The 24,410-nt window shown below is 44.3% G+C and carries 8 protein-coding genes; 6 read left to right on the top strand and 2 right to left on the bottom strand.

Annotated features, from left to right (window positions below):
- Nucleotides 1-95 precede the first annotated feature (95 nt).
- The 3 genes from R7D93_RS09225 to R7D93_RS09215 all read left to right on the top strand — a co-directional run bounded on the left by R7D93_RS09225 (nucleotide 96) and on the right by R7D93_RS09215 (nucleotide 10,150).
- Nucleotides 96-431, top strand: a complete 336-nt coding sequence (locus R7D93_RS09225) for a phage tail protein (protein WP_225496377.1) — start codon at nucleotides 96-98, stop codon at nucleotides 429-431.
- Between the two features lie 116 nt (nucleotides 432-547).
- On the top strand, nucleotides 548-709 hold the full coding sequence (locus R7D93_RS09220; RefSeq protein WP_225496375.1) for a hypothetical protein: 162 nt from the start codon (nucleotides 548-550) through the stop codon (nucleotides 707-709).
- Nucleotides 710-1,024: 315 nt separating this feature from the next.
- Nucleotides 1,025-10,150, top strand: coding sequence for an Ig-like domain-containing protein (locus R7D93_RS09215; protein ID WP_395237238.1), 9,126 nt, complete (start codon nucleotides 1,025-1,027; stop codon nucleotides 10,148-10,150).
- 514 nt (nucleotides 10,151-10,664) lie between these two features.
- Here the strand turns inward: R7D93_RS09215 and R7D93_RS09210 are convergent.
- Nucleotides 10,665-12,068 carry a PLP-dependent aminotransferase family protein gene (locus R7D93_RS09210; RefSeq protein WP_054574689.1) on the bottom strand — a complete coding sequence of 468 codons (1,404 nt, stop codon included), beginning with the start codon at nucleotides 12,066-12,068 and terminating at the stop codon, nucleotides 10,665-10,667.
- A gap of 360 nt (nucleotides 12,069-12,428) precedes the next feature.
- Here R7D93_RS09210 and ampC point away from each other — a divergent pair, with 360 nt between their 5' ends.
- Both ampC and R7D93_RS09200 read left to right on the top strand, forming a co-directional pair.
- Complete coding sequence (gene ampC, locus R7D93_RS09205; RefSeq protein ID WP_213867622.1) at nucleotides 12,429-13,580, top strand: class C beta-lactamase; 1,152 nt, start codon at nucleotides 12,429-12,431, stop codon at nucleotides 13,578-13,580.
- Nucleotides 13,581-13,674: 94 nt separating this feature from the next.
- Nucleotides 13,675-14,319: a CatB-related O-acetyltransferase gene (locus tag R7D93_RS09200; RefSeq protein WP_085569132.1), complete on the top strand. Its 645-nt coding sequence runs from the start codon at nucleotides 13,675-13,677 to the stop codon at nucleotides 14,317-14,319.
- A 335-nt stretch (nucleotides 14,320-14,654) separates the two neighbouring features.
- Here the strand turns inward: R7D93_RS09200 and R7D93_RS09195 are convergent, their stop codons facing one another.
- A complete protein-coding gene (locus R7D93_RS09195; protein WP_053304503.1) occupies nucleotides 14,655-15,629 on the bottom strand; it encodes a peptidoglycan DD-metalloendopeptidase family protein in 975 nt (324 codons plus the stop codon).
- 253 nt (nucleotides 15,630-15,882) lie between these two features.
- Here R7D93_RS09195 and R7D93_RS09190 point away from each other — a divergent pair.
- On the top strand, nucleotides 15,883-24,410 hold an 8,528-nt coding region (locus tag R7D93_RS09190; RefSeq protein WP_225496368.1), incomplete at its 3' end, for a tandem large repeat.

The raw sequence follows: 24,410 nt of genomic DNA, 5'->3' as shown, positions 1-24,410 counted from the left end.
TTTAGTAATGCGAGATTGGAAAGTTTTAACCAACCACACCAATTTCGTTATGGGCTGGTTTTAACTTAAGTGTATACGTTGAAAGGAAGAACAGTATGGCTACAGAACCGTATCTTGGGACACTAACCGCATTTGGTGGCAATTTTGCAATTAGAAATTGGGCAATGTGCTCGGGGCAAATGCAGGCAATTGAAGATAATCCAGCGCTCTTCTCTCTAGTTAGCACTCTATACGGAGGTGACGCCCGAACTACCTTTGGTTTACCTGATTTGCGTGGCCGCAGTCCAGTTGGTGTAGGCACACGACCTGGGGGGATGGATTATCATCAGGGAGAAAGATTGGGTACTGAACTGGTAACTATTGATATAACTCAAATGCCAGCACACTTACATACGGCAATTTTTACCCCTCTTGGCACTTCTGCCCTGTAAAAGGCAGGATGCAGGTTGCTACCAATGCTGCAAATACACAGGTACCCGATAGTAATTCGTATATAGCGCAAAACTCTACCCCCGGGTTCTATAAACCGACGTTTCAGCAACCAGATTTGACCGAGATCGAAGGCTTAAGTGTGTCTGGTAGTGGCTCGGGCGGAGGTACTGTAACTGTGACTGAAACAGGCGGTTCAATGCCACTTAATATTCTGAGCCCGGTATTGCCGATTAATTGGTTAATTGCCACTGCGGGAGTATACCCACCGCACAGCTAATCAACCAAGAAAGAATTGGCTGAATCTTTAGCTAATCCTTTCCTATAAAAAAATTAAATATTTAAGTTGATTATGATAACCCGGCCATGTTGATAAGGCCGTCATCTTCAGGAGAGGAAAATGAGATTACATCGTCAGGTTGCGATCGCAATTACAACAGCATGGGTGTTCTCAGCGTTTTTTTCCGGTGGAGCCTGGGCTGCACAGCAAACGATTAACTACTCTAATGGTTCAGGTTCCAATTTTAGTGAGGTGGAGACCGGCGTCACAGGGGGTATGCCCTCAGTCACTCTTACCAATGCAGGTACTGTATCTATGGTATTAGATGCGGGCACTAGCTCGGATGGCACTCCGTTTACTGGCCTAAATGACCTCGGATTTGTAGCTGGTGTTCTTTACTCAAATACCATGATTAATGAGTTCAACAATCGTGGCTTCCGCTTTTTTGAGAAATCAAGTACTAACTTCAGTTTCGACGAAATTACCTATATGCAGGGGTCGGCCCGAGACTCAGATAAAACGTATCAACTTGTGTTAACTGGCTTCTCTAATGATATTCAAACAGTGACCGAAACTGTCACCTTGCCAAAAGGTGGTGAAGCAAACTCAGGGTTACAGGACTTGTTTACCCTGACCCGTGGTACAGATTTTAATGATTCGGCATGGCAGGACGTTGATACAGTGACTATGGCGTTTACCCGAAGTCCGGGTGCTGACTCTCGTTATCTTATCAGAAGTATCAAGATTGATGACGCTGCGGTTTCAGACTCTACCGCGCCTACTTTTGTCAGTGCGAGCTCAACTCCCACTGATGATGCAACCAATGTTTCTGTTAGCAACAACATCGAGATTGCCTTCGATGAAAATATTGAGCTGAAGAGCGGCAATATTACCATTCGTAATGTTACCGACAGTCGCGACTTTGAAGTATTTAATGTTGCCACCGAAAGCGATGGCACAACAACATCACCAGGCGCTGGTCGCATCAGTGTTACCAACAATAAAGTTTACTTAAACCCAACCAGTGATCTGGCAGGGAACCGGACCTACGCCATTCATATTGAATCCAGTGCCGTGGCTGACAGCGCAAATAATAGCTTCGCTGGGATCAGCGATGATGCCACATTTAACTTTACGACAGTCGATACCACGCCAAATGCGCCATCTACACCCGATTTAGATGCTAGTTCGGATACCGGGCCATTAAATACTGATAATATTACCAGTGACACTACACCAACGTTTAGTGGGACTTCTGAGAGTGGATCGATCGTTACTTTATACAGTGATCAAGTCGGTGGAGGTGCAACGGTTATTGGCACAGGCACTGCTACTGGAGGAAACTGGCAGATAACAACCAATGAGTTGGCGTCTGGTATTACACATGCAATAAGTGCTAAAGCGTCTGATAGCGATGATAATGTTAGCTCGGCATCCAACGCGTTAAGTGTCACCATTGATACAATAGCACCATCCGTAGTGAGCATTACCACGCCGATTGAGGCTGACAGTATCGTCAACGCTGCAGAAGACAACGATGTGTTGATCGCTGGCTCCGGCGCGGAAGCAGGCAACAGCGTGACCGTGACTATCACAGACAATAACAGCTCTGTCAGTCGTACGGTGACGGCCGACAACTCAGGCAACTGGACGCTGAGCGGCAGCGAGCTGGATGTCAGTGGCCTGAACAATGGCACCCTGACGGTGTCTGCAACCCAAGCAGATATAGCAGGTAATATCTCCACCGCAGCTAGCCAGAGTGTTACCCTAGACAATGCAGCCCCATCAGCAGTGACCATCACCACGCCGATTGAAACCGATGGTATTGTCAATGCGGCAGAAGACAACGACGTACTGATTGCTGGCTCCGGCGCGGAAGTAGGCAACAGCGTGACCGTGACTATCACGGACAATAACAGTTCTGTCAGTCGTACGGTGACGACCGACAATTCAGGCAGCTGGACGTTGAGCGGCAGTGAGCTTGATGTCAGTGGCCTGAACAACGGCACACTCATAGTTGCTGTGACGCAATCGGATACGGCGGGTAATACCTCCAGAGTGACCACCCAGAGCATTACCTTAGATAACGCCGCACCATCAGCTGTGACCATCACTACACCGATTGAAACCGATGGTATTGTTAATGCAGTGGAAGATAACGATGTGTTGATTGCTGGCTCCGGCGCGGAAGCAGGCAACAGCGTGACCGTGACTATCACGGATAACAACAGCTCTGTCAGTCGTACGGTGACGACCGACAACTCAGGCAACTGGACGTTGAGCGGCAGCGAGCTGGATATCAGTGGCTTGAGCAATGGCACCCTGACTGTGTCTGCAACCCAAGCTGATATAGCAGGTAATATCTCCACCGTAGCCACCCAGAGCGTAACCCTAGATAACGCAGCGCCATCCGCTGTTACCATTTCCACGCCGATTGCAATCGACGGTATCGTCAATGCGGCAGAAGACAATGATGTGCTGATTGCTGGCTCCGGCGCGGAGGCTGGCAATAGTGTGACCGTGACCATCACGGACAATAACAACTCAGTCAGTCGTACGGTGACGGCCGACAATACCGGGGCTTGGACGACTATTGGCAGTGAGTTTGATGTAAGTGCGTTTAACAACGGCACCCTGACGGTCGCGGCGAGCCAGAGCGATGCGGCGGGCAACACCTCCAGTATAGATAGCACAACAATTACGTTAGATAACGTGAGGCCAACTGTTTCTTTGAGCAGCTCAGACCTTGATTTGATCTCTGGCGAAACGGCGAGTATCACGTTCACCTTAAGTGAGTCCTCAAGTGACTTTACTGAGTCAGATGTCACCGTCACTGGCGGCAGTTTGTCTAACTTTGCGGGCAGCGGTGACAATTACACGGCCACCTTTACGCCGGATAGAGACAGTACAAGTACAGCGACGATTAACGTGGCGGCAGATTTCTTTACCGATGCTGCCGGGAATAGCAACACTGCTGCGCCTCAACTGTCTATAACCGTTGATAGTTTAGTGCCGAGTGTGACTATCTCCAGTGATAAATTGGCGCTGAAAGCGGACGAAACGGCGACCATTACCTTTACCTTAAGTGAAGCGTCGAGCGATTTTACCGAGGCGGATATCACGGTTAGTGGCGGTACTTTGTCTGGTTTTGCTGGCAGTGGTAGCAGCTACACTGCGACCTTTACACCAACGGAAGAGAGTGCGACGAGCGGTACTATTGAAGTTGCCACAGGCACATTTACCGATGCCTCTGGTAACACCAATAGTGCAGCTACACCACTTTCCATCAGCGTCGATACTGTGCTTCCAACCGTTAGTATCACTAGCTCCAGCGCTGCGTTGAAAGCGGGTGAAACGGCAACACTCACGTTTACCTTGAGTGAAGCCGCAACTGATTTTTCCGAAGCCGATGTGACCGTGGCTGGAGGAACTCTTTCTAACTTTGCGGGCAGTAGCGCCAGTTACACGGCTACCTTTACACCTGCAGAAGAAAGCACTGAGGATGCAACTATTGATGTTGCAGCCGAGAAATTTAGCGACGCAGCTGGCAACCTCAATACAGCAGCGACTCAGTTGTTGATCTCAGTGGATACGGGGATCCCGACTGGACATAGCATCAGCATTGATCAGGAGAGCATTAACAAAACCAACGAACAGGCGATGAGCTTTACCTTCGCAGCAGCTGAAGTGAACGCGATGTTCACTTATAGCGTGACCGACGGTACCACGACCATTGACGGCGCTAGTCAAACAATTTCTTCGGAGACCATGCAAGTAACGGGCATTGACGTCACTATTTTGCAAGAGGGGACGTTGACAGTAAGCGTGGTGGTAACCGATGCCGCAGGCAACGCATCTGATGCAGTGACGGATACTGTGACCAAACGCTACGATGTCGCGCCAACGGTAGTTGATGATAGCTTCTCGACTGAGGAAGATACGGCGAAACAATTTAATCTGTTAGCCAACGATTCCGATGTTAATGATGACATGGTCGCTTCTTCTACAACGATTAAAACGCAACCAATTAAAGGTCAGGTGTCGATCAGCAACGGCGTTGTTACCTATACGCCAAATAATAATGAGACAGGCACAGATAGCTTTACCTATACCGTGAAAGATGCCCTGCTGCAGGAGTCGCAAGAGGCGACAGTGACCGTCACTATCATGGCTATAAATGATGCGCCAGTCGCTAAAGCGCTGACCATCAACACCGACGAAGATACCGCAAGCGCAGCAGTCAGCGCGCGTAGTCAAGCGGAGGATGTTGAAGATGGCATCCCAACGGGTGATTTATCGTTAGTTAGTTTGCCTCAAAAAGGACAAGTAGCCATTGATCAAACTGTAGGCACTTTTGTATATACGCCGAATCCGAATGAAAATGGTAGCGATAGCTTTACTTACACGATCGCAGACAGTGAAGGCGGCGTTTCTCTTGCGGCCACGGTCAGCGTCAATATCGGTTCCGTCAATGACTCACCAGTAGCGGAGGAAGACAGTTTTACTTTTGATGAAGATATCACATCGACACTCGATATTTTAAGTAACGACAGTGATATTGAAGATGGGTCATTCACCCCGAGTAGTATTACCCTGCAAGATCTTGGTCAAGGAGAGGGGGTATACAGTTTTGCCATGGTCAGTGTCAATGTCGATGGGACCTTAAAGATTGTGCCTACAGCGAACGTTAATGGTCAACATAGCTTTACCTACATGCTAACCGATAGTGGTCAAGCAGTCTCAGTGCCTGCAACCGTCACGCTCAATATTACGCCAGTGAATGATGCCCCCGTTGCTGTTGATAACAGTGCACAACTACTAGAGGGAGGCTCCTTCGAGGTCAATGTATTAGGCAATGATAGTGATGCCGATGTTGGAGACAGTTTTGAACTCACTAGTGTCACAGTCGTCGATACGCCAGCACATGGCAGTGTGAACGTGACGGCGTCAGGAGCGATTGTTTACAACCCGAATGAGAACTACTTCGGTGAAGATAGCTTCACCTATACGGTGGCAGACTTAGCAGGTGCTGTATCTAACGCCGCAACAGTGACCATGACAGTAACACCAGTCAACGACGCACCAATGGCGCAAGCACAGTCACAAACGCTTGATGAAGACAATAGTTTGGTGATCACGCTGGTTGGTTCAGATATTGATAACGATGATGACACTCTGCAGTATCTTATCACTGAGCAAGTCAGTTATGGCGTGCTAGAGCAGTTGACCAATAATAGTTGGCGCTATACACCAGAAGCGGACTTCAATGGCTCCGACTTCTTCTTGTTCAAGGTCAACGACGGTGATCTCGACTCGACAGAGGTTCGTGTCGATTTGACGGTTAATGCAGTCAACGATACACCAACCGCGACCGATATCAGTGCTACGGGAGAGGAAGAAATACCGCTGACCATTACTTTAAATGGTAACGATGCAGAAGGCTCATCTTTGAGCTATCAAATTGTAAAATCGCCAGTCAACGGTAATGTTACCGTCACAGGCAATCACGCGGTTTATACGGGTAACAGTAACTTCTTTGGTCAGGACAGTTTCACTTACAGCGTAAGTGACGGAGAACTTACCTCTGGAGTGGCGTTAGTGACCATCACGGTGAATAACGTTAATGACGCGCCAGTGATTACGGGTACCCCATCGGCGCAAGTTGATGAAGATAGTGTGTATCAGTTTGTGCCCGCGGCATTGGACAATGACCCAGCGGATACTCTGACCTACTTGATAGCTAACAAGCCACCTTGGGCTACATTTGACAAGACAACAGGAGCGCTTTCTGGCACGCCAAGTAACCGTTATGTGGGGACTTATCCAGGTATCGTGATTAGCGTATCCGATGGCACTATTTCTTCCTCATTGTCAGCTTTTTCGATTACTGTGAATAACGTTAACGATGCACCCGTTATCTCTGGTTCACCAGCAACACAAGTGAATGAAGACAGCACCTATCTGTTCACGCCACAAGTGTCAGATGTTGACAGCCAAGCCTTCACCTTCAGTATCGTGAACAAGCCATCTTGGGCTAGCTTTGATGCATCAACAGGCACGCTTAGTGGTACACCAGATAATGGTGATGTTGGCAAATATCAGGGCATTGTTATCTCGGTTTCTGATGGTCTCACGACCACAATGCTCAATAGATTCAGTATTGTGGTTAACAATGTCAATGACGCGCCAGTGATCAGTGGCACTCCTGCTCTTACCGTCAACGAAGGCAGTACGTACCGCTTTGCGCTGCAGGCATCGGATGTTGATAGTAGTAGCTTGAGCTTTTCAATCCGCAATAAACCATCATGGGCAACCTTTGATAGAGCAACTGGGTTGCTAAGTGGTACGCCGGAAAATGAGCATGTTGGCAGCACCAATAATATTGTTATTAGTGTCTCAGACGGTGAGCTAAGCACATCTTTAGCAGCGTTTAGCATCACGGTAATCAACGTTAATGATGAGCCAGTGGCGGTTAATGATACCTATGTCTTTACCGAGAGTAACGATGGTAGCTACTTATTGGATGTACTCAGCAACGACAGCGATGTTGATCTAGATACATTACAACTGGAATGGGTTAAACCTACATCTGGAACGGCAACGATTGTGGGCAGTCAAATCCAATTGGTAACGACCTCAATTGGTACAGTGGCAGTGCAATACAGTGTGAAAGATGGTAACGGTGGAAAGGCCACCGCGAAAGCAATCGTGACAATTAAAAGTGCGAAATTGGACGCACCAACAATAGCCGCACCTTCAGATATCGAAGTGAACGCAACTTCGCTCTTTACTAAAGTTGCATTAGGCTCTGCTGTGGCACGAGATAGTACAGGCAAGCTATTACCTGTTTCATTGGTCGACAGCACGACCTTTTTCCGACCTGGAACTAATACGGTCTATTGGCGCACTCAAGACTCTGATGGAAACGTCGCTGAAGCTAGTCAAACGGTAACAGTGTATCCACTGATAAGTATCTCCAAAGATGCGCAAACCACGGAAGGCACCAACCATAGCGTATCGATACACCTTAACGGTCCTTCGCCGAGCTACCCAGTAATCATACCTTATACGGTTTCAGGAAGCACGGACAGTGATGACCGCACGCTCACCTCTGGTGAAGTGGTGATACCTAGTGGTACCGAAGGCAAACTTTCGTTCGAACTACTTAATGATGGACAAAATGAGGGCGTTGAAACCTTAGTGATTGATCTGGACAGCACCCTTAATCTAGGTAGTAAGCGTCGTTACACCTTGACAATCTTTGAAGAGAATGTGGCTCCGAAGGTCACGGTAAGTGTATCTCAGGCGGGGGAGCAGCGGAGCCAAATTGAAAATGGTGTTGAACCGGTCACAATCACGAGCAGTGTTAGTGATGCCAATATGTCCGATATACACAGTTTCAGATGGAGTAGTGATAGCGATGTACTTAACCAAGCGATTGCGGGGCAGATGTACAGCGAAACATTGACTTTCTCTCCGCAATTACTGAGTTCAGCGATTTACAATTTGCAATTGACAGTTACTGACAATGGCACTCCACCATTATCAGTGACACGGAATGTCTATTTAGAAGTGGTACAAACATTGGCGGAGCTCGGGAGTGAAGACAGTGATGGCGACTTAATCCCGGATGATCAAGAAGGTCATAATGATAGTGATGGTGATGGTATCCCTGATTATCTTGATGCAATTTCTGACTGTAACGTAATTCAACAGGTTGTGTCAGAAAAAGATCGCTTCCTCATTGAGGGGCAGCCTGGTGTCTGTTTACGCAAAGGAATAACCATTCTGACTAACGCAACAGGAGGAGCTTTATTGCTGGATGAGGAGCTTCCTAAAGATATCAATATGAAGAGCATAGGGGGAATCTTTGATTTTGTAGTAACTAATTTGCCGCTTCCCGGTCAAAGCTATCAATTAGTTATGCCTCAGCGTTTACCTGTTCCAGCAAATGCAGTGTACCGAAAGTATAATGCTGAACAGGGGTGGGTAGACTTTATTGAGGATGCTCAAAACACAGTTTCTTCTAGTGCTGGCGAGGCTGGTTATTGTCCGCCACCAGGGCACAGTTCATGGTCACAGGGTCTGACTGAAGGTGACTGGTGTGTACAACTTACCATTGAAGACGGTGGCCCGAACGATGATGACGGATTGGCTAATGGCAGTGTCGTTGACCCTGGCGTCGTTGCCGCTCGTGTAAGCAATAATACACTCCCTCAAGCGATTGACGACAATGCGTTTGTTAGTCTCAATGGTACGGTGACGATCGATGTATTGAGCAATGATACCGATGCTGATGGTGATGGGCTGAAGGTAAGTCGCGCTTCTGTAGATATTGGTAGTGTTAGTGTGGTTGATAACAAACTAAGTTATGTCACTCAACCACAGTACTACGGGGAGGCTTTGATCACTTATAGCGTAACGGATGGTAATGGTGGAACGGGATCGGCGAAGGTGACGGTAAATGTGGTAAACAGTCAGAATCCGAATGCGGTGGACGATAATATTACCACCGATGATCGTACCCCTGTCACGGTTTATGTCCTTGCTAACGATACCGATCCGGATAACGACACATTGAAGTTGGTTTCAGTCCAAGCGCAGTATGGGCAGTCGGTCATGAATGCAGATCAGAGCGTGACCTATACCCCTACCTCAGGGTTTGAAGGCAATGATGTGTTGACATATATCATTCAGGATAGCCAAGGCCTGCAAGACGCGGGGAAAGTTATAGTGACCGTTAAGTTGGTAAGAGATGTAAAGGTTGAAAATACTTCAGCAGGATCATTGGGTGGCATAGTGTTGATGCTTTTGATTTTGTTAGGAGCCATGCAACGTTATGGAAGAAACAGTGCTTTAGCACTAATTGCTGTGTTTAGTTTTAGTAGTCAAGCGGGTTGGTATGTTGATGTTCAAATGGGGTCAAGCCATGCAGATGAGCGTGATGCTGTTAAAGGTGATAACGTAATCTCTACTGACAACACCGGGCTCTATCGCTCTGTCGGGTTTGGATATACTTTTTCTGAGCAATGGTCTGGAACTATTCGTTATATTGATATGGGTGAAGGTAGTGCTACATTGCGTAGTGCTACTACTTCACCAGAAGACTATCACGCCAATGTCGCATCGATAGCACCACTCCTTGTTAAGGGCATGGGCTTCGACATCGGTTATAAGTTCTGGCAATACAATTCATGGTCCGCAAAACTGAGTTTGGGGGGCTTGTTCTGGGAAACCGATATTGAAAGTACGTATCAAGGCAGCAAGATAACGACGGAAGTGGATGGTTTTGATGGATATATTGGTGCAGAAGTTGGCTACAACCTCTCAGATAATTGGGAGATCGGTGTCCAAGGCGCTCGTTATTTTTTACATGAAAATGATGTTGATATAATTGCGCTACAACTTCGTTATTTTTTTGAGCCGTTAGCAGCGTATTAACTTATGGTTTGGTATTTTTCGATAATTTATATCCCAATTGCTCATGAAGCGGTATGGTAAATCACTGGAGATTAATGTCGTGATTGTGCTCTTTATTATGTAGGTCAATAGTCTATAACAAATCCTTAATTACCTTGAAGTCTTTTCTTCTTTAACATCTAGCGAAAGATAGTGTTTTGATAGAGTGTTAAACAGAACTTACGGTTCGATATTAGAAAAATAAGGTTCATTGAATGCTCGATGTGAACTTAACTTAAAAGAAGATGATTTACGCAATAGGGTTGTTGGTAGTGCTGCAAATGTCAGCGTGATACGTCGCTTTACTTTGAACCTAGTACGTTTACAGTCGAAGAAATATAGTGTTGGGGCTGAAGCCAAACCAAGCGTGTCAGAGCGACACAGTTCGTATTGAACCCTTATTGGGTTGAAAAGCGTTCCACGCTGGCTGTCGCCCTGATGCTGATAACTGCGACGATAAATTGATACCGAGCAAAACGATAATTTTATATCTGTTTTAATCCAATATTGATTGAATAATATCAAATGCTTTTTCTATTTTTTGGGTAGGAATAATGCCAAATCCAAATAAGAGGGCATTAGAATGATTGTTGATAGAAAAATGCGATGATGGGTAAACCGCTACATTTGATGAAGCAAATTTATTCATCATTTGTGTCGCGCATCCCGATACTTCAGCTGCTATATGCAATCCACCTTGGCTTGGAATACGTTGTAAGCAATCTATGTTGTCAATTAATTGAGTTAGCTTATTATACCTTTCGCTGTAGATTTTATTCATATTGAGTAAATGGTGAGAGAAATGACCGTCACGCATGAATTCGTCAAGTAGGATTTGAGACACTACAGATGTACTTCTTCCCAAGTGCCATAACATATTTGAAATTGGCTCTATTAAAGACTTTGGCGGAATCATATAGCCAATGCGTATGCCGGGAAATAGTATTTTAGAGAAACTGCCTATCATAACGACGCAGTCATTTTTGTCTTGTGACTTGAGAGCTTTCTTACTGGTATTGAGATAGTGATATTCCGAATCATAATCATCTTCGATAATGATTGCGTTATTAACTTCTGCCCATCTCAGCAGTTCTAACTTCCTGTCAGCTGAGTAGCTAAAGCCTAAAGGGAACTGATGACTAGGCGTTGTATAAATAATTTTGGCATTAGAAGGGATTGATTCAACGACAACACCTTGGTCGTCCATCGGCACGGAGCCTATTTGCGCGCCAAGTAATCGAGCTTGATTTCGAAAAACAGGATATCCTGGATCTTCCGTCGACACGAGATCCCCGGGAGAGAGTAATGTAAGGAGAGTCGTCATTATTGCCTGCTGGCACCCTTGAGTAATGATGATGTCTTCAGGGTCACAGATTACGCCTCTCGAGTGTCTCACATACTCGCAGATAGACTCTCGTAAACAAGCTAACCCTTGCAAATCACCGCCATGTGCAAACTCTGGAGTTAATGCATTGAGCCTACTCAGTCTTGAGTGTCGCCAAATATGCTTTGCTATTCTCTGATGATCAGGAACGCCTAAAGTGAAGTCATAGTCTAGATTCTTTGGTGCGATGATCTCTGGCTTCTTCGCTGCGTTAGTGCCAAACACCCCTAGTTGGTAGTGTTTTATTGGTCTTTTATCTTGATTCACCGTTTGTTCTAGAGCATTACTTACGTACGTGCCAGACCCTGCCTTTTTTACTATCCACCCCTCGAACTGAAGTCGCTCATACACCGAAATGACAGTGTTTCTTGCTATGCCTAACTTTTTCGACAGCATGCGAGTTGATGGTAATCTCTCATTTGATCGTAATCTGCCTTCTAATATCCCTTGGTATATCTCGGAGTAAAGTTGTTGGCTGGTGACTTTTCCAGTTTCGAAGTGTAGTGAAAATGGCATCGTTTTCTCTGTAGACGTTGAAAAGTGGTTCTAAAGCGTTGTGAGGATGTGGATCTGTATATACCAAGTATATCTACCTAGTATACCGTTATCGTGGTATGGAGAAAGCGTAATTGAGTACACTATTTCCCCATTTTGGAAACGGATGTTACTTACATTCGTATCTAACCGGCCTACCTATCAACGGTGATCAGGTTTAGACCTGTTTATATCGCACTAAAAATTTGAAGACACAGTGTTATTCATCGAGGGTTAACGATTGGAGTTCTTCAAGTCAGGATTACTTTTATATAAAAAGTTAAAAGCCTTGGAATAAACTAGAAATTAATTATAAGTTAAAATTAAAAAATTGAGGGTTCAATGAAGTTAAACAATGCCTTGCTGGCCATTTTATCGCTCACTTCTTTCGTCACGTTTGCGAAAACGGAGTTAACGGTTAGCAGTCAATTAAAGAGCGTAGTTGATGAATGCGCTAAAGGATTAATCAACGAATACGACATTCCGGGGTTGGCTGTTGCAGTAACGATTGATGGTAAACGTTATTTTTATAATTACGGTTTGGCTGACGTAAGTAAGGGGAGTTTAGTCACCAACGACACAATTTTTGAACTCGGCTCTATCAGTAAAACTTTTGCTGCTACTTTGACTGGGTACGCCCAAGAAAAAGGTAAGCTAGACATGGATGACAAGGTCAAAGATTATATTCCAGAATTAGAGAATAGTGCTCTGGGTAATACCAAGCTAGTTAATGTCGCCACCTACACTGCAGGTGGTCTACCATTGCAATTCCCTAGCGAAGTAACGAACGACGCTGAAATGATGCAGTACTACAAAACGTGGAAACCGGAGTACGAAGCCGGTACTAAGAGGAAGTACTCAAACCCTAGTATTGGTCTATTTGGCTACATCGGTGCCTTGAGTATGAAGTCAGACTATACGGAAATGATGGAAACCGTCATCCTGCCTGAGCTCGGTATGACCAATACCTTTGTCGATGTACCAAAGGATAAGCTTAACAACTATGCTTTTGGTTATAGTTCTGAGGGAAAACCCGTTAGAGTTAATCCAGGTATTCTTGATGCACAAGCCTATGGTATTAAATCAACAAGCTTAGATATGCTTCAATATATCGAAGCAAATATGGGTCAAGCGCAACTTAATACTGATATAGAAAATGCGCTAGAGAGAACTCATACTAAGTATTTTGATACCGACACGTTTACACAAGCCGTAGGATGGGAGGGTTATGATTACCCCGTTTCACTTTCGCAATTATTGAAGGGTAACTCCAGCGATGTAATTCTCAACGCTAAACCGGTTCAAGCAAGTGTATCTGGTACTCTCGGTCGTGACGTTTGGTATAACAAAACGGGCTCAACAGGTGGCTTTGGGGCATATGTCGCGTATGTACCCTCTGAAAAAATAGGCATAGTGATTCTGGCGAATAAAAACTACCCTAATGCAGAAAGAGTAGAGGCTGCTTACCATATTATTAGCTCAGTGGTGAAGTAAATTTTAGTGGTAATAGGCACTACGTAATTATTAGAGCTTATTTAGATACATACTATCTGCAGTGTTTTATTCGATAGTATTTATAGGAGTATTCATGAAAACTAAGCATTGGTCTAAGGTGACTTTGCTACATGAAGCTGTTACGAACCCAAATATAACGATTAAAGGTAAACATAGTTATTACAGTGATTGTTGGGATGCCGGTTTTGAGGAGTCTGTTGTAAGATATCTACAAGGCGATGAGTTCAGCCGAGATTGGGAACCAAAATGGAAGATTGATAAGTTACATATAGGTGACTTTGTCTGTATTGCAGCGGAAGTTGTGATTGTTATGGGGGGAAACAGTACACATAGAGCTGATTGGTTCTCCTTGTACCCATTTATGGACTTTATTGAAGAAGCGTACGTCGGGAAAGGAGATACTCATATTGGCGATGGCGCCTGGCTCGGTATGCGATCCATGATAATGCCGGGTGTGACTATCGGAGAAGGAGCAATCGTTGCGGCAAACAGTGTGGTGACGAAAGATGTTGAGCCTTACAGCATGGTTGCGGGGTCACCAGCTAAGCATGTCAAATATCGCTTTTCTCGAGAGACGATAGACGAACTGCTTGCTCTTAGGATATATGATTGGCCTGATAAGAAAATCGACAGCCTGAAGAGATTTTTATGTTCAGACGATTTAGAAGGGCTGAGAAAGGCAAGCGCTGAATATGATAGAAACCATTCAGCATCATGACAACGTCACCATTTAAAAGGTCAGAAAGAGGCCATTGTTGGGCCTCTTTGTATTAAACATCTAGCCAATACAATGAGTAATCATTTTATTCTTTTATTGATTTTTTATGTGAATATGATAACGGCGCGTACCACTTGCGTTCAAGAACAAGAGGACAACGTGCTTGGTAAAGGGGAAACCGATGGAATATCGGGAAACTATAATTATTAAGAGCCGCATGTAGCGGCTCTTTTTGATCCTGAAATTGGTTAGTGGCGACAGACTACGAAGCGCTCAGAGGGTTACGAGGACTCGCTTCAGATAAATGAAGAAAGAGCGAATCGAAGTGGATGTTGTTACCTATTTGACTGCTCATACCGTTGCCATTCCGCTGTTAACTCTGCTTTTTCTTTTCTCGCTGCAATCAGCATTTCTATATTTACGTCAGTGTTTGGGTGCCTTTGAATGTATCGCTCGTAATCAACCGGAACACCATTGATGTGCAGTTCAAGATGTAAATGCGGCCCTGTTGTTCTTCCTGTGTTACCCGTTTTCCCTATCACTTGTCCTCGGCTGATCTTCTCACCAACATGGACGTTGCGCTGAGATAAGTGTAGGTAGCGTGATACAGAGCCATTTGTGTGGCGGATATTAATGTAGTTGCCGGCAAAACGGTTGTAGCGGGACTTTAAAACGATGCCATCAGCAATACTACGAATCGGTGTACCTACAGGTGTGGCATAATCAGTGCCTAAGTGCGGAGTCGTTATATTGGTCACTGGATGTGTTCGCTTTAAGTCATAGTCAGAGCTCACTCTGTAGTTTTTATCAAAGGGTGAAGAAAACATGAACTGATTATTTATCGACACACCATGCTCATCAAATACGTTGCCGTGACCATCATTGATAATAAATAAATCAGTTTTACTGCCTAAATAGTAAAAAGAACTAATGTAAGTTTCATTTTTACTATTTAATTTAGTTCTTAAGATAAAGTTATCACCTCTTTTAATAGAGTCAATAATATTAAACTTGCTTTTGATCAGTGCTAATAGCAAGTTGATCTCTTTTTGACTCACTCCTGATTTTAATAATGAAGCGACAAAAGAGTATTCAACCACACCGATAGTGATTTTTTGCCTACGAGTATTCTTTTTAATTGGTGGCTGCACATTCTCACTTTCGAATTCTAAAGGCTTGATGGTAGGTAGCCTATCCACAGGAGTGAGGAAGTAGTGAGAAAGCGATACGCTAATCAATATGATTAACGCAGTAGTGATAAGGGCTACTGTAGGAGCTTGCACACTCCTTTTTATTATTAAAATAGTCATTAGTTTTGTTGATTTATCAATACTGACAGTTGTGCGTAGAGTATAATATTTTAAATAAAAACTAGCATTAAAGCATGAGTAATTCCTCTGTTTTAACTAAGTTAATAATTATAGGATGTGAGAATAATTTTAATAATTCAGTCAAAGTGACGGTTGGCTTGGTGTTTATGCCTATTTTGTTGGTGTTAATGTCACGTTGAGAAAATATTTTTCAATAATATAATCTCGGGAAAATATATTTTGCCAAATTACTATGTTCGCTAAAAATACGCTGAAATTAACATTAGGTCTTACGCTTACATCTCTTTTATTGAGTGCATGTGGTGGTGGTGATGGAGGAGACAACACACCTCCAGCTAGAAGCAAAGGAAGCATTTCCGGTATGGTGTTTGACGCCCCAGTCAATGGCGCCAAGATTGAGGTTTTCGAGTTCAAAAATGGAAACTTAGGTCGGAAGTTGGCTAACACGACGTCTGATGCCTTCGGAAACTATCTGCTAGAGTTTGAATCGTCGTCAATGCCTCTTTTTGTTGTTGCAAAAGAGGGGAGTTATACCGATCCGTTTACAAATGAAACGGTATCTGTGAGTAATGCGAAGACACTTAAATTTGAAGGTGTTGTGAACTTTAAAGAGGGGAGTGAGCAAAAGTTAATGCTTACTCCGCTGTCGAACTTGGCAGCAGGCTTGGCAAAGTACAAAATTTCCCAGGGGGCCACAGATGAGAGTGCCTTTTCAACTGCTTTGGATAGTATCAATAGCATGTATGGTTTTGACGTAAATGAGACCAAACCTATTGATATTACCAAAGGTGGGCAAAGCAGTTTTGCTAGTACTGGGCATCAATACGGCGCTTTATTAACAGCATACTCGTCTTACTCTTACGATCTTATAAAAAAATACGGCAACAGCGATAACGTCTACACTTCAATGCATTTCGCTGACATCCAATATCGGGATGTTATTGCAGATGGTGTTCTTGATGGTCTTGAAGTGAGCCAGACTTCAGGAGCAGTGACTCCCCTCAGCTTTGGACAGAAAAAGATAAACAGCGACGTTTACACACGTGACTTATCTCAACATGTTTTGATCGTGGTAAACGACCCAAGTATCAATATTTCAGGTACTGATGCTGCCGACTATGTCGACTTTAGTAAGAAGCTTAATGACTTAGGTACATATGGCAGTACAGATGGCGTCATTCCACCGCGAGATGGGACGGAGATTGATACCACAGCGCCTATCGTGACACGCATTGACCGTGATGTACTTGCTGGCACCGATAAAGTTGATCTAAAAATTGTTGATGATATTGGTGTAGAAGACGTATCCGCCTTTATTCAGTATCAGATTAATGGCTCTTGGTCTGGTGAATTTCAATGTAACGACATACAAGATTTTGGAAGCACATTCTGTTCGGTTGAATTTGATGATTTTGAAGTTGGCCTTCGAGAGACCAACGTTAAAGTTAACATTAATACCAAAGAGATCGATAGTGTAGATATGAACCCTGCCACAGGGCTCTCAAACGTAACAGCAGCACGGTTAGTCTTGTATACAGCGGATGTACTGGGTAATGAGTTAATTCCAGGCAGCCATTCGGGTCTTCATATCAACTTTGAATGGGATAACGATGCGCCTGTTATCGATATTACATCGGCGAGTGCAATTAATAACCAACTTAAAGAATACGTTCTGAAAGGGGTTGTAAAAGAAAGCTCGCAAGAGATTAGTTCGGTCAGTATTTCATTTAAAGATGGCTTACATGAGGGCGTCACATGTTCTCCTGTCACTGTAGAGTCTGGAAATGCTTGTGAGTTTAGTAAGGCTTACCCAACTGATGAATTCCTATCTACGACGGTCTTTGAGGTTCGAGCGAAGGATAGCAAAGGCAATACGGGCTCTGCGCAGCATGCAGTAAGTCGTGACGATCAAGCGCCAGCACAGACGATAACCTATCCTGAAGGTACGTCAATGACGTACGTAAATGTGGGTTTAGATGGTGAACGAACCACTTACGATGGTATTTACTCTCAAGATACGTACACCCCAGACAATGTTCAAGCAAGCCGCGATTTCCTGAAGATTGACTATGCGTACGCAAGTTTAGGGATTCAGAGCTCATTAAAAGGGATAGATTTTAGTAACTTCAACGCTAATTTATTGAAAGAGAATAAAATCCCTTATGTTCGTGTGAAAGTATCAGACGTAAATACCGATACGGTTTTAGGCTCCAACGCTAATAAGCTAAAGCTCGTCGTCAAGTACTACGTAAGCCAAAACAACGATAACAACTACTCACTTCAGCAAGTTATTGACACAACCGCATCAGATGACGATTACATCGCAAAAATTCCGCACGAAACGCTGTTAGATAGCAATGGGCGAGTAGAGGATGTCATCTATTACATTCCTTTTGTAAGAGATATTTTGGGTGACAGCTTTAAATCGGTATCAGAAAACAGTAGTCAAAAGTTAGTCATTCAAACCGTCGATGAGTCTGATAACGAAAGCACTCCAAGAGAAGTATATTTTAGAAGTAGCTTTGACCTACCAACCATAAAAGTGGTGACACCATTTATTGGTGCGCGAGCTCAACTTGAAGGGTTGAGCCCAAGTGGTGAATTCACTTCACTTGCAAGTTGTACCACTATCCAGCAACTGGAAAGTGACCAGTCCATGGCTCTTGACGTAGCGAGCTGTGAAACCACAACTGACGTAGTGAATTATGATTTCATGCGTGTTCGTTTAATTGGTATCGAAGGCAGTGAGCCATACTATTACCAATGGAAAAGAGATCCAGGGACCAAGAAAGTAACGGTTGACTTAAACAAGGCCAATATTGGTGTGTATTTTAAGCTCAAAGGTTCTCAAACTTACTATATTACTGAACTATCGACATATCAGACTGGTTTGTTTGATTTCCAGTGGGATCAAGTGACAGCGGGAGAGAAAACTTCAGAACGTGCGATTCAAATTCTTGATGAGGTGCGCTACGCGTTATCAGGTACGAATAACAACTCATTCTTTGGGTTTGACCCAACGGTTGTGTCTTATGCAACCAATGAAATGCTTACGACTAAAGCGATTCCAGACAAGCCATCAAATGACTATCTACACCGATTCCTTGTTGAAGCAATTGATAGTATTGCCGAGAGAATGCCAAGAAATAACTCATTAGATTTTGCATCTGCTATTTACGATGATTTTAGCTACGATGGAAAAGCAAATGGTATAGGGGCCGGAGGAAGTCAAGTTACGCTCGATTCTTACACGTTTGGCGCTGAAACTTACCGAAAAGACCTGGCGCAATCCTATTATGAAATCATGGCGAGCAAATACGGTATTGAGACCAATATCGCGCAGCTCTATGCTGATGATATTTCGATGGCTAATCCTGACTTAAATGGTAAGAACATTTTTGATACAGAGGGTAGCAGTATCGATACCTTGCCTCCGCAGCCAAAATTAACCATTGAAAGCGGTAGAGAGACGATGGTTGGTAATAGGCTTTATATCGCTGGCGAGGTTGTTTCTAAAATTGTCCTAGACGATCCTTCTGGTATTGTAGGAACCGACGCTCACGGCCCGAAGTTTAGCACGATGTGGTATCAAGCCAATGAGCCAAATATTGAAATACCACTGGACATCAACATCGTAGAAAACTCAGACAGCAGCAATGCTTATCGAAAAGAGTACTTCTTCACCCTTAACTCCCAGTCTAGTGAACTAAAAGATATTATAGAGTTTGCCGTGGAGACCAGTGCTATGGACCCACATGGCAATGCGTATGGTTACAATGGTAAATCTCCGTTTATAGAATCGGTGTTTATTGATAACGACTTCCCTAAGGCCAGTTACCTTCCACCGAATGATGTCGATGGTAAACCTGTAGAAAACGGTATTTATTTAAATGCGAACAATACTCATGAATTAACCTTCAAGGTTGAGGATATTGTTGGTGATAAGCTTGCCTCGAGGGGCCTTGTTTTCTACCAGCAAACCGGTGAAAAAGTAACATACACACCAGAAAACTTTGCAAGTAACTCGAAAGACGCGTTTAAAGTCAAACTATGTACGGGCGAGATTTGTTCAAATCAAGGCTCTACGATTTATCCTGGTGATGGAGATTGGTTAGTTGTTGCAGCAGCAGAGGACAACTTAGGTAACTCCGTTTCAGAGTTAACTAGCACCGCTCCGAGATTCAATATTCGTATCGACTCTGAAGCCCCTATTGTAAAAAGTGAGCAGGTTCAAAGCCGTTTAGGTGGTAATAACCAATGGGCACCTGTCATTGATTGGGGGACGTTAAGCTCTGGTAATAACGTAAAAATAGATTTGCGCCGCGGATCTGGTCAGGCTCTGACATTAGAAAGCTGTGACCCTCTAACAGAGGCGTGTGACGTACCATACCTAGTTGGTGAACAGCCTGACGTCAAAGTCCAACTGGTTTCAAAAGCATTTGATTACGATGAATGGAATGAGTTTTACGTCACTGCGACGGACAACGCTTACCCTGCCAATGTTAGTACAACAGGGAAATTTACCTTCCAAGTCGATAACAAAGGCCCTGAAATCATCCTAAACACGCCTTGGGTTGAAGACACATTGTCTAAAGAGAACTATGTCATAGGGCGTGAGTTCAATGTGCGATTTAAATCCGTAATAGACGATTCAGACCTTGAGCAAGTCTCGCTGTATCAAAGTGGTAAAGATTCGCCAATTAAGACAATTGTGCCAACGGATTCATCTAAAGAGTTTGTCATGTCTCTTATCAAGAGTGACACAGATAAAATAGACATTTCTGAAGATGAAAAAACAACGTCATTGTATGTAAAAGCAACCGATATTTATGGTTTTGAGTCTAGTTCTAACACGCACAAGGTTATTCTTGATCGTGATGGGCCAACATTAGGCTTAAGTGGTTTCAATGCGAATGACTACTACTTAGGTAACTATGTCTTTGACCTAACGGCGCTAGACCTAAATGCAAACGGTGATGTTTCAATTAATGGCGTAAATCGAGAAAGCCTAGAGTATTGGACGTTTAGCGATCTGGAACCATTACCTGGCTCTCCCGGTACAAAAATCAATGAGGATCTCAAAGTGAGCCTTGGTGATTTAGGTACGGGTACACACAAGATTCGTTTAAAAGGGTCTGATGTTCGTGGCAACACAACCTTAACCAGTGATGAGCAAGATTTTACCGTCAAAGTGTACAACTCAATCCCGCAGGTGACGCTGGCGATGAGTTACACGGATGGAACGCCAATTACAAACAACACCATCTATCAAGATGGGAATATCGTACTGACGCTTGATATTGTTGATGATAGTGGCGTTGATCGAATTGACTCAACGTATAGATTCTCTGGAGAGCAAAACGGGACTAACTTTACGTTCTCAGAAACCGCAGATGGCACTTGGACCGCAACGTTGCTTTCTACACAAATTGCCAAAGATGGTAATTATGAACTTGATATCAAGGTTTATAACAAAGTTCGTTACCTTGATGAAAAAGACCGAAAGGTTGGAAAAGTAAACCAAACCTTTAGCGTACAGCGTGAAGGCGTGGTTCTAACAGTTGAAAGCCCGCTGGACTTCCAAAATTACTTATCTGATGGTGTTCTTGATGTCACCTTTACTACATTGAGTGCGGTCAAAGCCAAAACGTTAGAGTGTTGGGTTCGTGAAGAATACAACTCTCTAGATGCGCCACCAACTAATGAGCAACCAACTTCTGGTGTTATCAACGTATCGCAAGAACCTTACAGTTGTAGTGTCAATGTTGGGCAAAACATGACCAAAGCACCTGTTACTTTGATCACTAAAACCTTGGGTACAAATGGGCGTGAAACGATCAACAAGTTCAATTTCTCGATGGTGGATATTGATGCACCGACAGTCGTAGATGGTAACTCATACAGTTTTAAAGGAAGTGATGTTTGGTTTGATGAAGCTTTGAAGAAGAAGATGCTCACATTTGAGCTCTCTTTCAATGATGCTTTATCAGGCGTGAATACCGAAAGTTCAGATGAATATCCAAAGTTGGTTCGTAATCTTGGCAACAAAGCTTATACACCAACGACTTGTGCCAAAGGTGTTGGAAATATCAAGTGTACGTATTCTGAATCCTATGCCGATATTATTGATGGCCTGAGTACAACTCAAGAATACAAAATCAAGAACTTATCTGATTTAGCAGGAAACTTGACGCCAGAGCACGATCTACTGCTTGAATTACCTAAAGGTTCGGTAGTCGTTGAAATTACAGATCCGGTTGGAAACACAACCATTAATGGTCAGCAGCTTGTCGCCAAATTCAGAATTAAGCTGTATGAAAACTCTAGACTAGACAATGTGATGGCCAGGTTTGGAACGGAATCCTACAACTATAAAGATAATCCGGAGAAGTTTGCACAATTAGAGGTGTGTGCAGATGATCCAACCTACAAGTGTTCAACATTTACAAGTGAACTTCCTAGCGATGCGGATGGAAAAACGATCAGGACAACGATTACCGCAACGGATGTGTGGTCGAGAGTCGGTGAAGCGACCGTTGATATTAAAGTTGACAACACACCTCCAAGTGTTGGCGATGAGATTATCGTAACCGAATCGCCAACAAATCCTGATAATGTTCGTTTTCGTTTTGACATAACGGACACTGGTAGCAGCCTGGCAAAAGTAAACTACTCGGTTTTAAACCCGAGTTATCAAGAAGAAAGAGTAGAGGATGGGAATGGTTCATCTACGTACTTTGAACTACCGAAATCTCAGTTAGAGGGGCGTGGTTCAATCACAGTAGACATCAAAGCGACAGATAGCGTCGGACTGTATTCTGATATCAGAAAAGTCATTGATATTAGTGTTCCTAAAGTCACGGTTGATTTCGATGGAATTACGAGTTTGCAGGGTGGGAAACTGTTTTTAACCAAGGCAAGCCAGCCGTTTACGGTATCTACGGTGGAAGGAGAAAGAGTGAAAGCTTCACAATATTCTGTGGAGCTTATTCCAAGCCTCGGTGATTCCTTGCGTTACTTAGGTGATGTTATCTCATCTAGTGGTAATGGAATGATGAACTTTGCCGTCGATAACCAAGGGTCATATACCCTTAAGGTGACGGTGACGGACTCAGTTGGAAGAGAGAATACAAGCTTTGAATTACTAGGAAAAAGTTATGATGGAAAGGTTATCGAGTCTATTGTTGATTATGACGCTCCAAGTATTTCGGGCTTAAGTGCTAATCAAGCCTCTAAGGTGCCGACAAACGATAAGTATCAACTAGAAATTAGTGCATACATTACAGATAAAAATTTAAATCTCGTCACGTCAAAAGCGGTGAGTGGTGGTAGCACAGTGGCTCCTCAAGCGATTACTGAGCCGACAACTGAAGCGGGGCCTTATGTTATAAGCTATTTGTTACCGAAAGGCGATCATACGATCACGGTGGCAGCAACAGACAAGGTGGATAACAAGAGTGAAAGTTCTATTGATGCGCATGTGGAAGCGGCAACCGTTCCCGGGCTAAGTATCTCTACCGCCTCAAGCGCCCCTCTTTTTGGAGGTGAAGAGATTACACTTACGTTTAACTTTACAGAAGAAGTTACGAACTTTGATATCTCAGATGTCCATCTTGTCGCTAGTGATAACGGCGCAACAGGAACGTTAAAGCAAGATACGTGGTCCACTTCAGACAACGTTACGTGGACGGTTAATTACATCAGTCCAGAAAAGCAAGATAAAAACATAACAATACAGGTAGAGGATGATAGCTACCAAAGTACCAACACAATTCCTGGAAAAGGAAGCAGTTTAAATATCGCGGTTGAAGGAACCTTACCAAAACTGACCAATGTGACGTTTACGCCTGAGCACCAAGCCATCGGCCAAAGCGTGACGGTGACGCTGGAATTCGATAAAGATCTGCAATCCGCCGCAGCGGAGTTAGGTGGTACAACGATCACTTCATTAGTGGCAACCGCGGACCCAAGTGTTTGGACTGGTGATGTGGTGGTACCAAGCACGTCAGAGCTCAATGTGGGGTTGGTTGTTCGTGACTACCAAGACTTATCAGGAAACACCGGTAGCCAGAACACGGCTTACTCCATGCCGATCACGCCGACCTTAGCCATCACGCCAGTGGGCAATGTGGATGAAACGCATGCCGCCACGCTACAATTCGAAGGCACGTCGACACGTTTTGACGGTCAGTCGCTGCGTCTTGAAGTGAAAGCCCAAGGCAGCGCGACGGTACTAAAAAGCGGCAGCGCGACAGTACAAGCCGGTGGCACTTGGACCAGTGACGCGATGGATATGAGTCACCAAACCAATGGCACTTATACTGTGATGGTGACGGGGACGAACTCAGCCGGCATTGAAGTGAGTGAAAGCCAGAGCTTTACACTCGCGCAGTCTCTGCCAATGCTGACTAACGTGACGTTTACGCCTGAGCACCAAGCCATCGGCCAAAGCGTGACGGTAACGCTAGAATTCGATAAAGATCTGCAATCCGCAGCGGCGGAGTTAGGTGGCACGACGATCACCTCGTTAGTGGCAACCGCGGACCCAAGTATTTGGACTGGTGATGTGGTGGTACCAAGCACGTCAGAGCTGAATGTGGCGTTGCTTGTTCGTGACTACCAAGACTTCTCAGGGAATACCGGTAGCCAGAACACGGCTTACTCCATGCCGATCACACCAACCTTAGCTATTACGCCAGTGGGTAATGTGGATGAAGCGCATGCCGCCACGCTACAATTTGAAGGTACGTCGACACGTTT

It is taken from the genome of Vibrio sp. YT-15 (assembly GCF_033337445.1).
GTDB classification, from domain to species: domain Bacteria; phylum Pseudomonadota; class Gammaproteobacteria; order Enterobacterales; family Vibrionaceae; genus Vibrio; species Vibrio alginolyticus.
Note: the sequence above shows the minus strand (reverse complement) of the source record. Positions and strands in the feature narration are given on the sequence as shown.

Coding starts and splice junctions, on each gene's coding strand:
- R7D93_RS09200 (WP_085569132.1), top strand. CDS start 13,675: ATGAAAACTAAGCATTGGTCTAAGGTGACTTTGCTACATGAAGCTGTT.
- R7D93_RS09215 (WP_395237238.1), top strand. CDS start 1,025: ATGGTATTAGATGCGGGCACTAGCTCGGATGGCACTCCGTTTACTGGC.
- R7D93_RS09195 (WP_053304503.1), bottom strand. CDS start 15,629: ATGACTATTTTAATAATAAAAAGGAGTGTGCAAGCTCCTACAGTAGCC.
- R7D93_RS09225 (WP_225496377.1), top strand. CDS start 96: ATGGCTACAGAACCGTATCTTGGGACACTAACCGCATTTGGTGGCAAT.
- ampC (WP_213867622.1), top strand. CDS start 12,429: ATGAAGTTAAACAATGCCTTGCTGGCCATTTTATCGCTCACTTCTTTC.
- R7D93_RS09210 (WP_054574689.1), bottom strand. CDS start 12,068: ATGCCATTTTCACTACACTTCGAAACTGGAAAAGTCACCAGCCAACAA.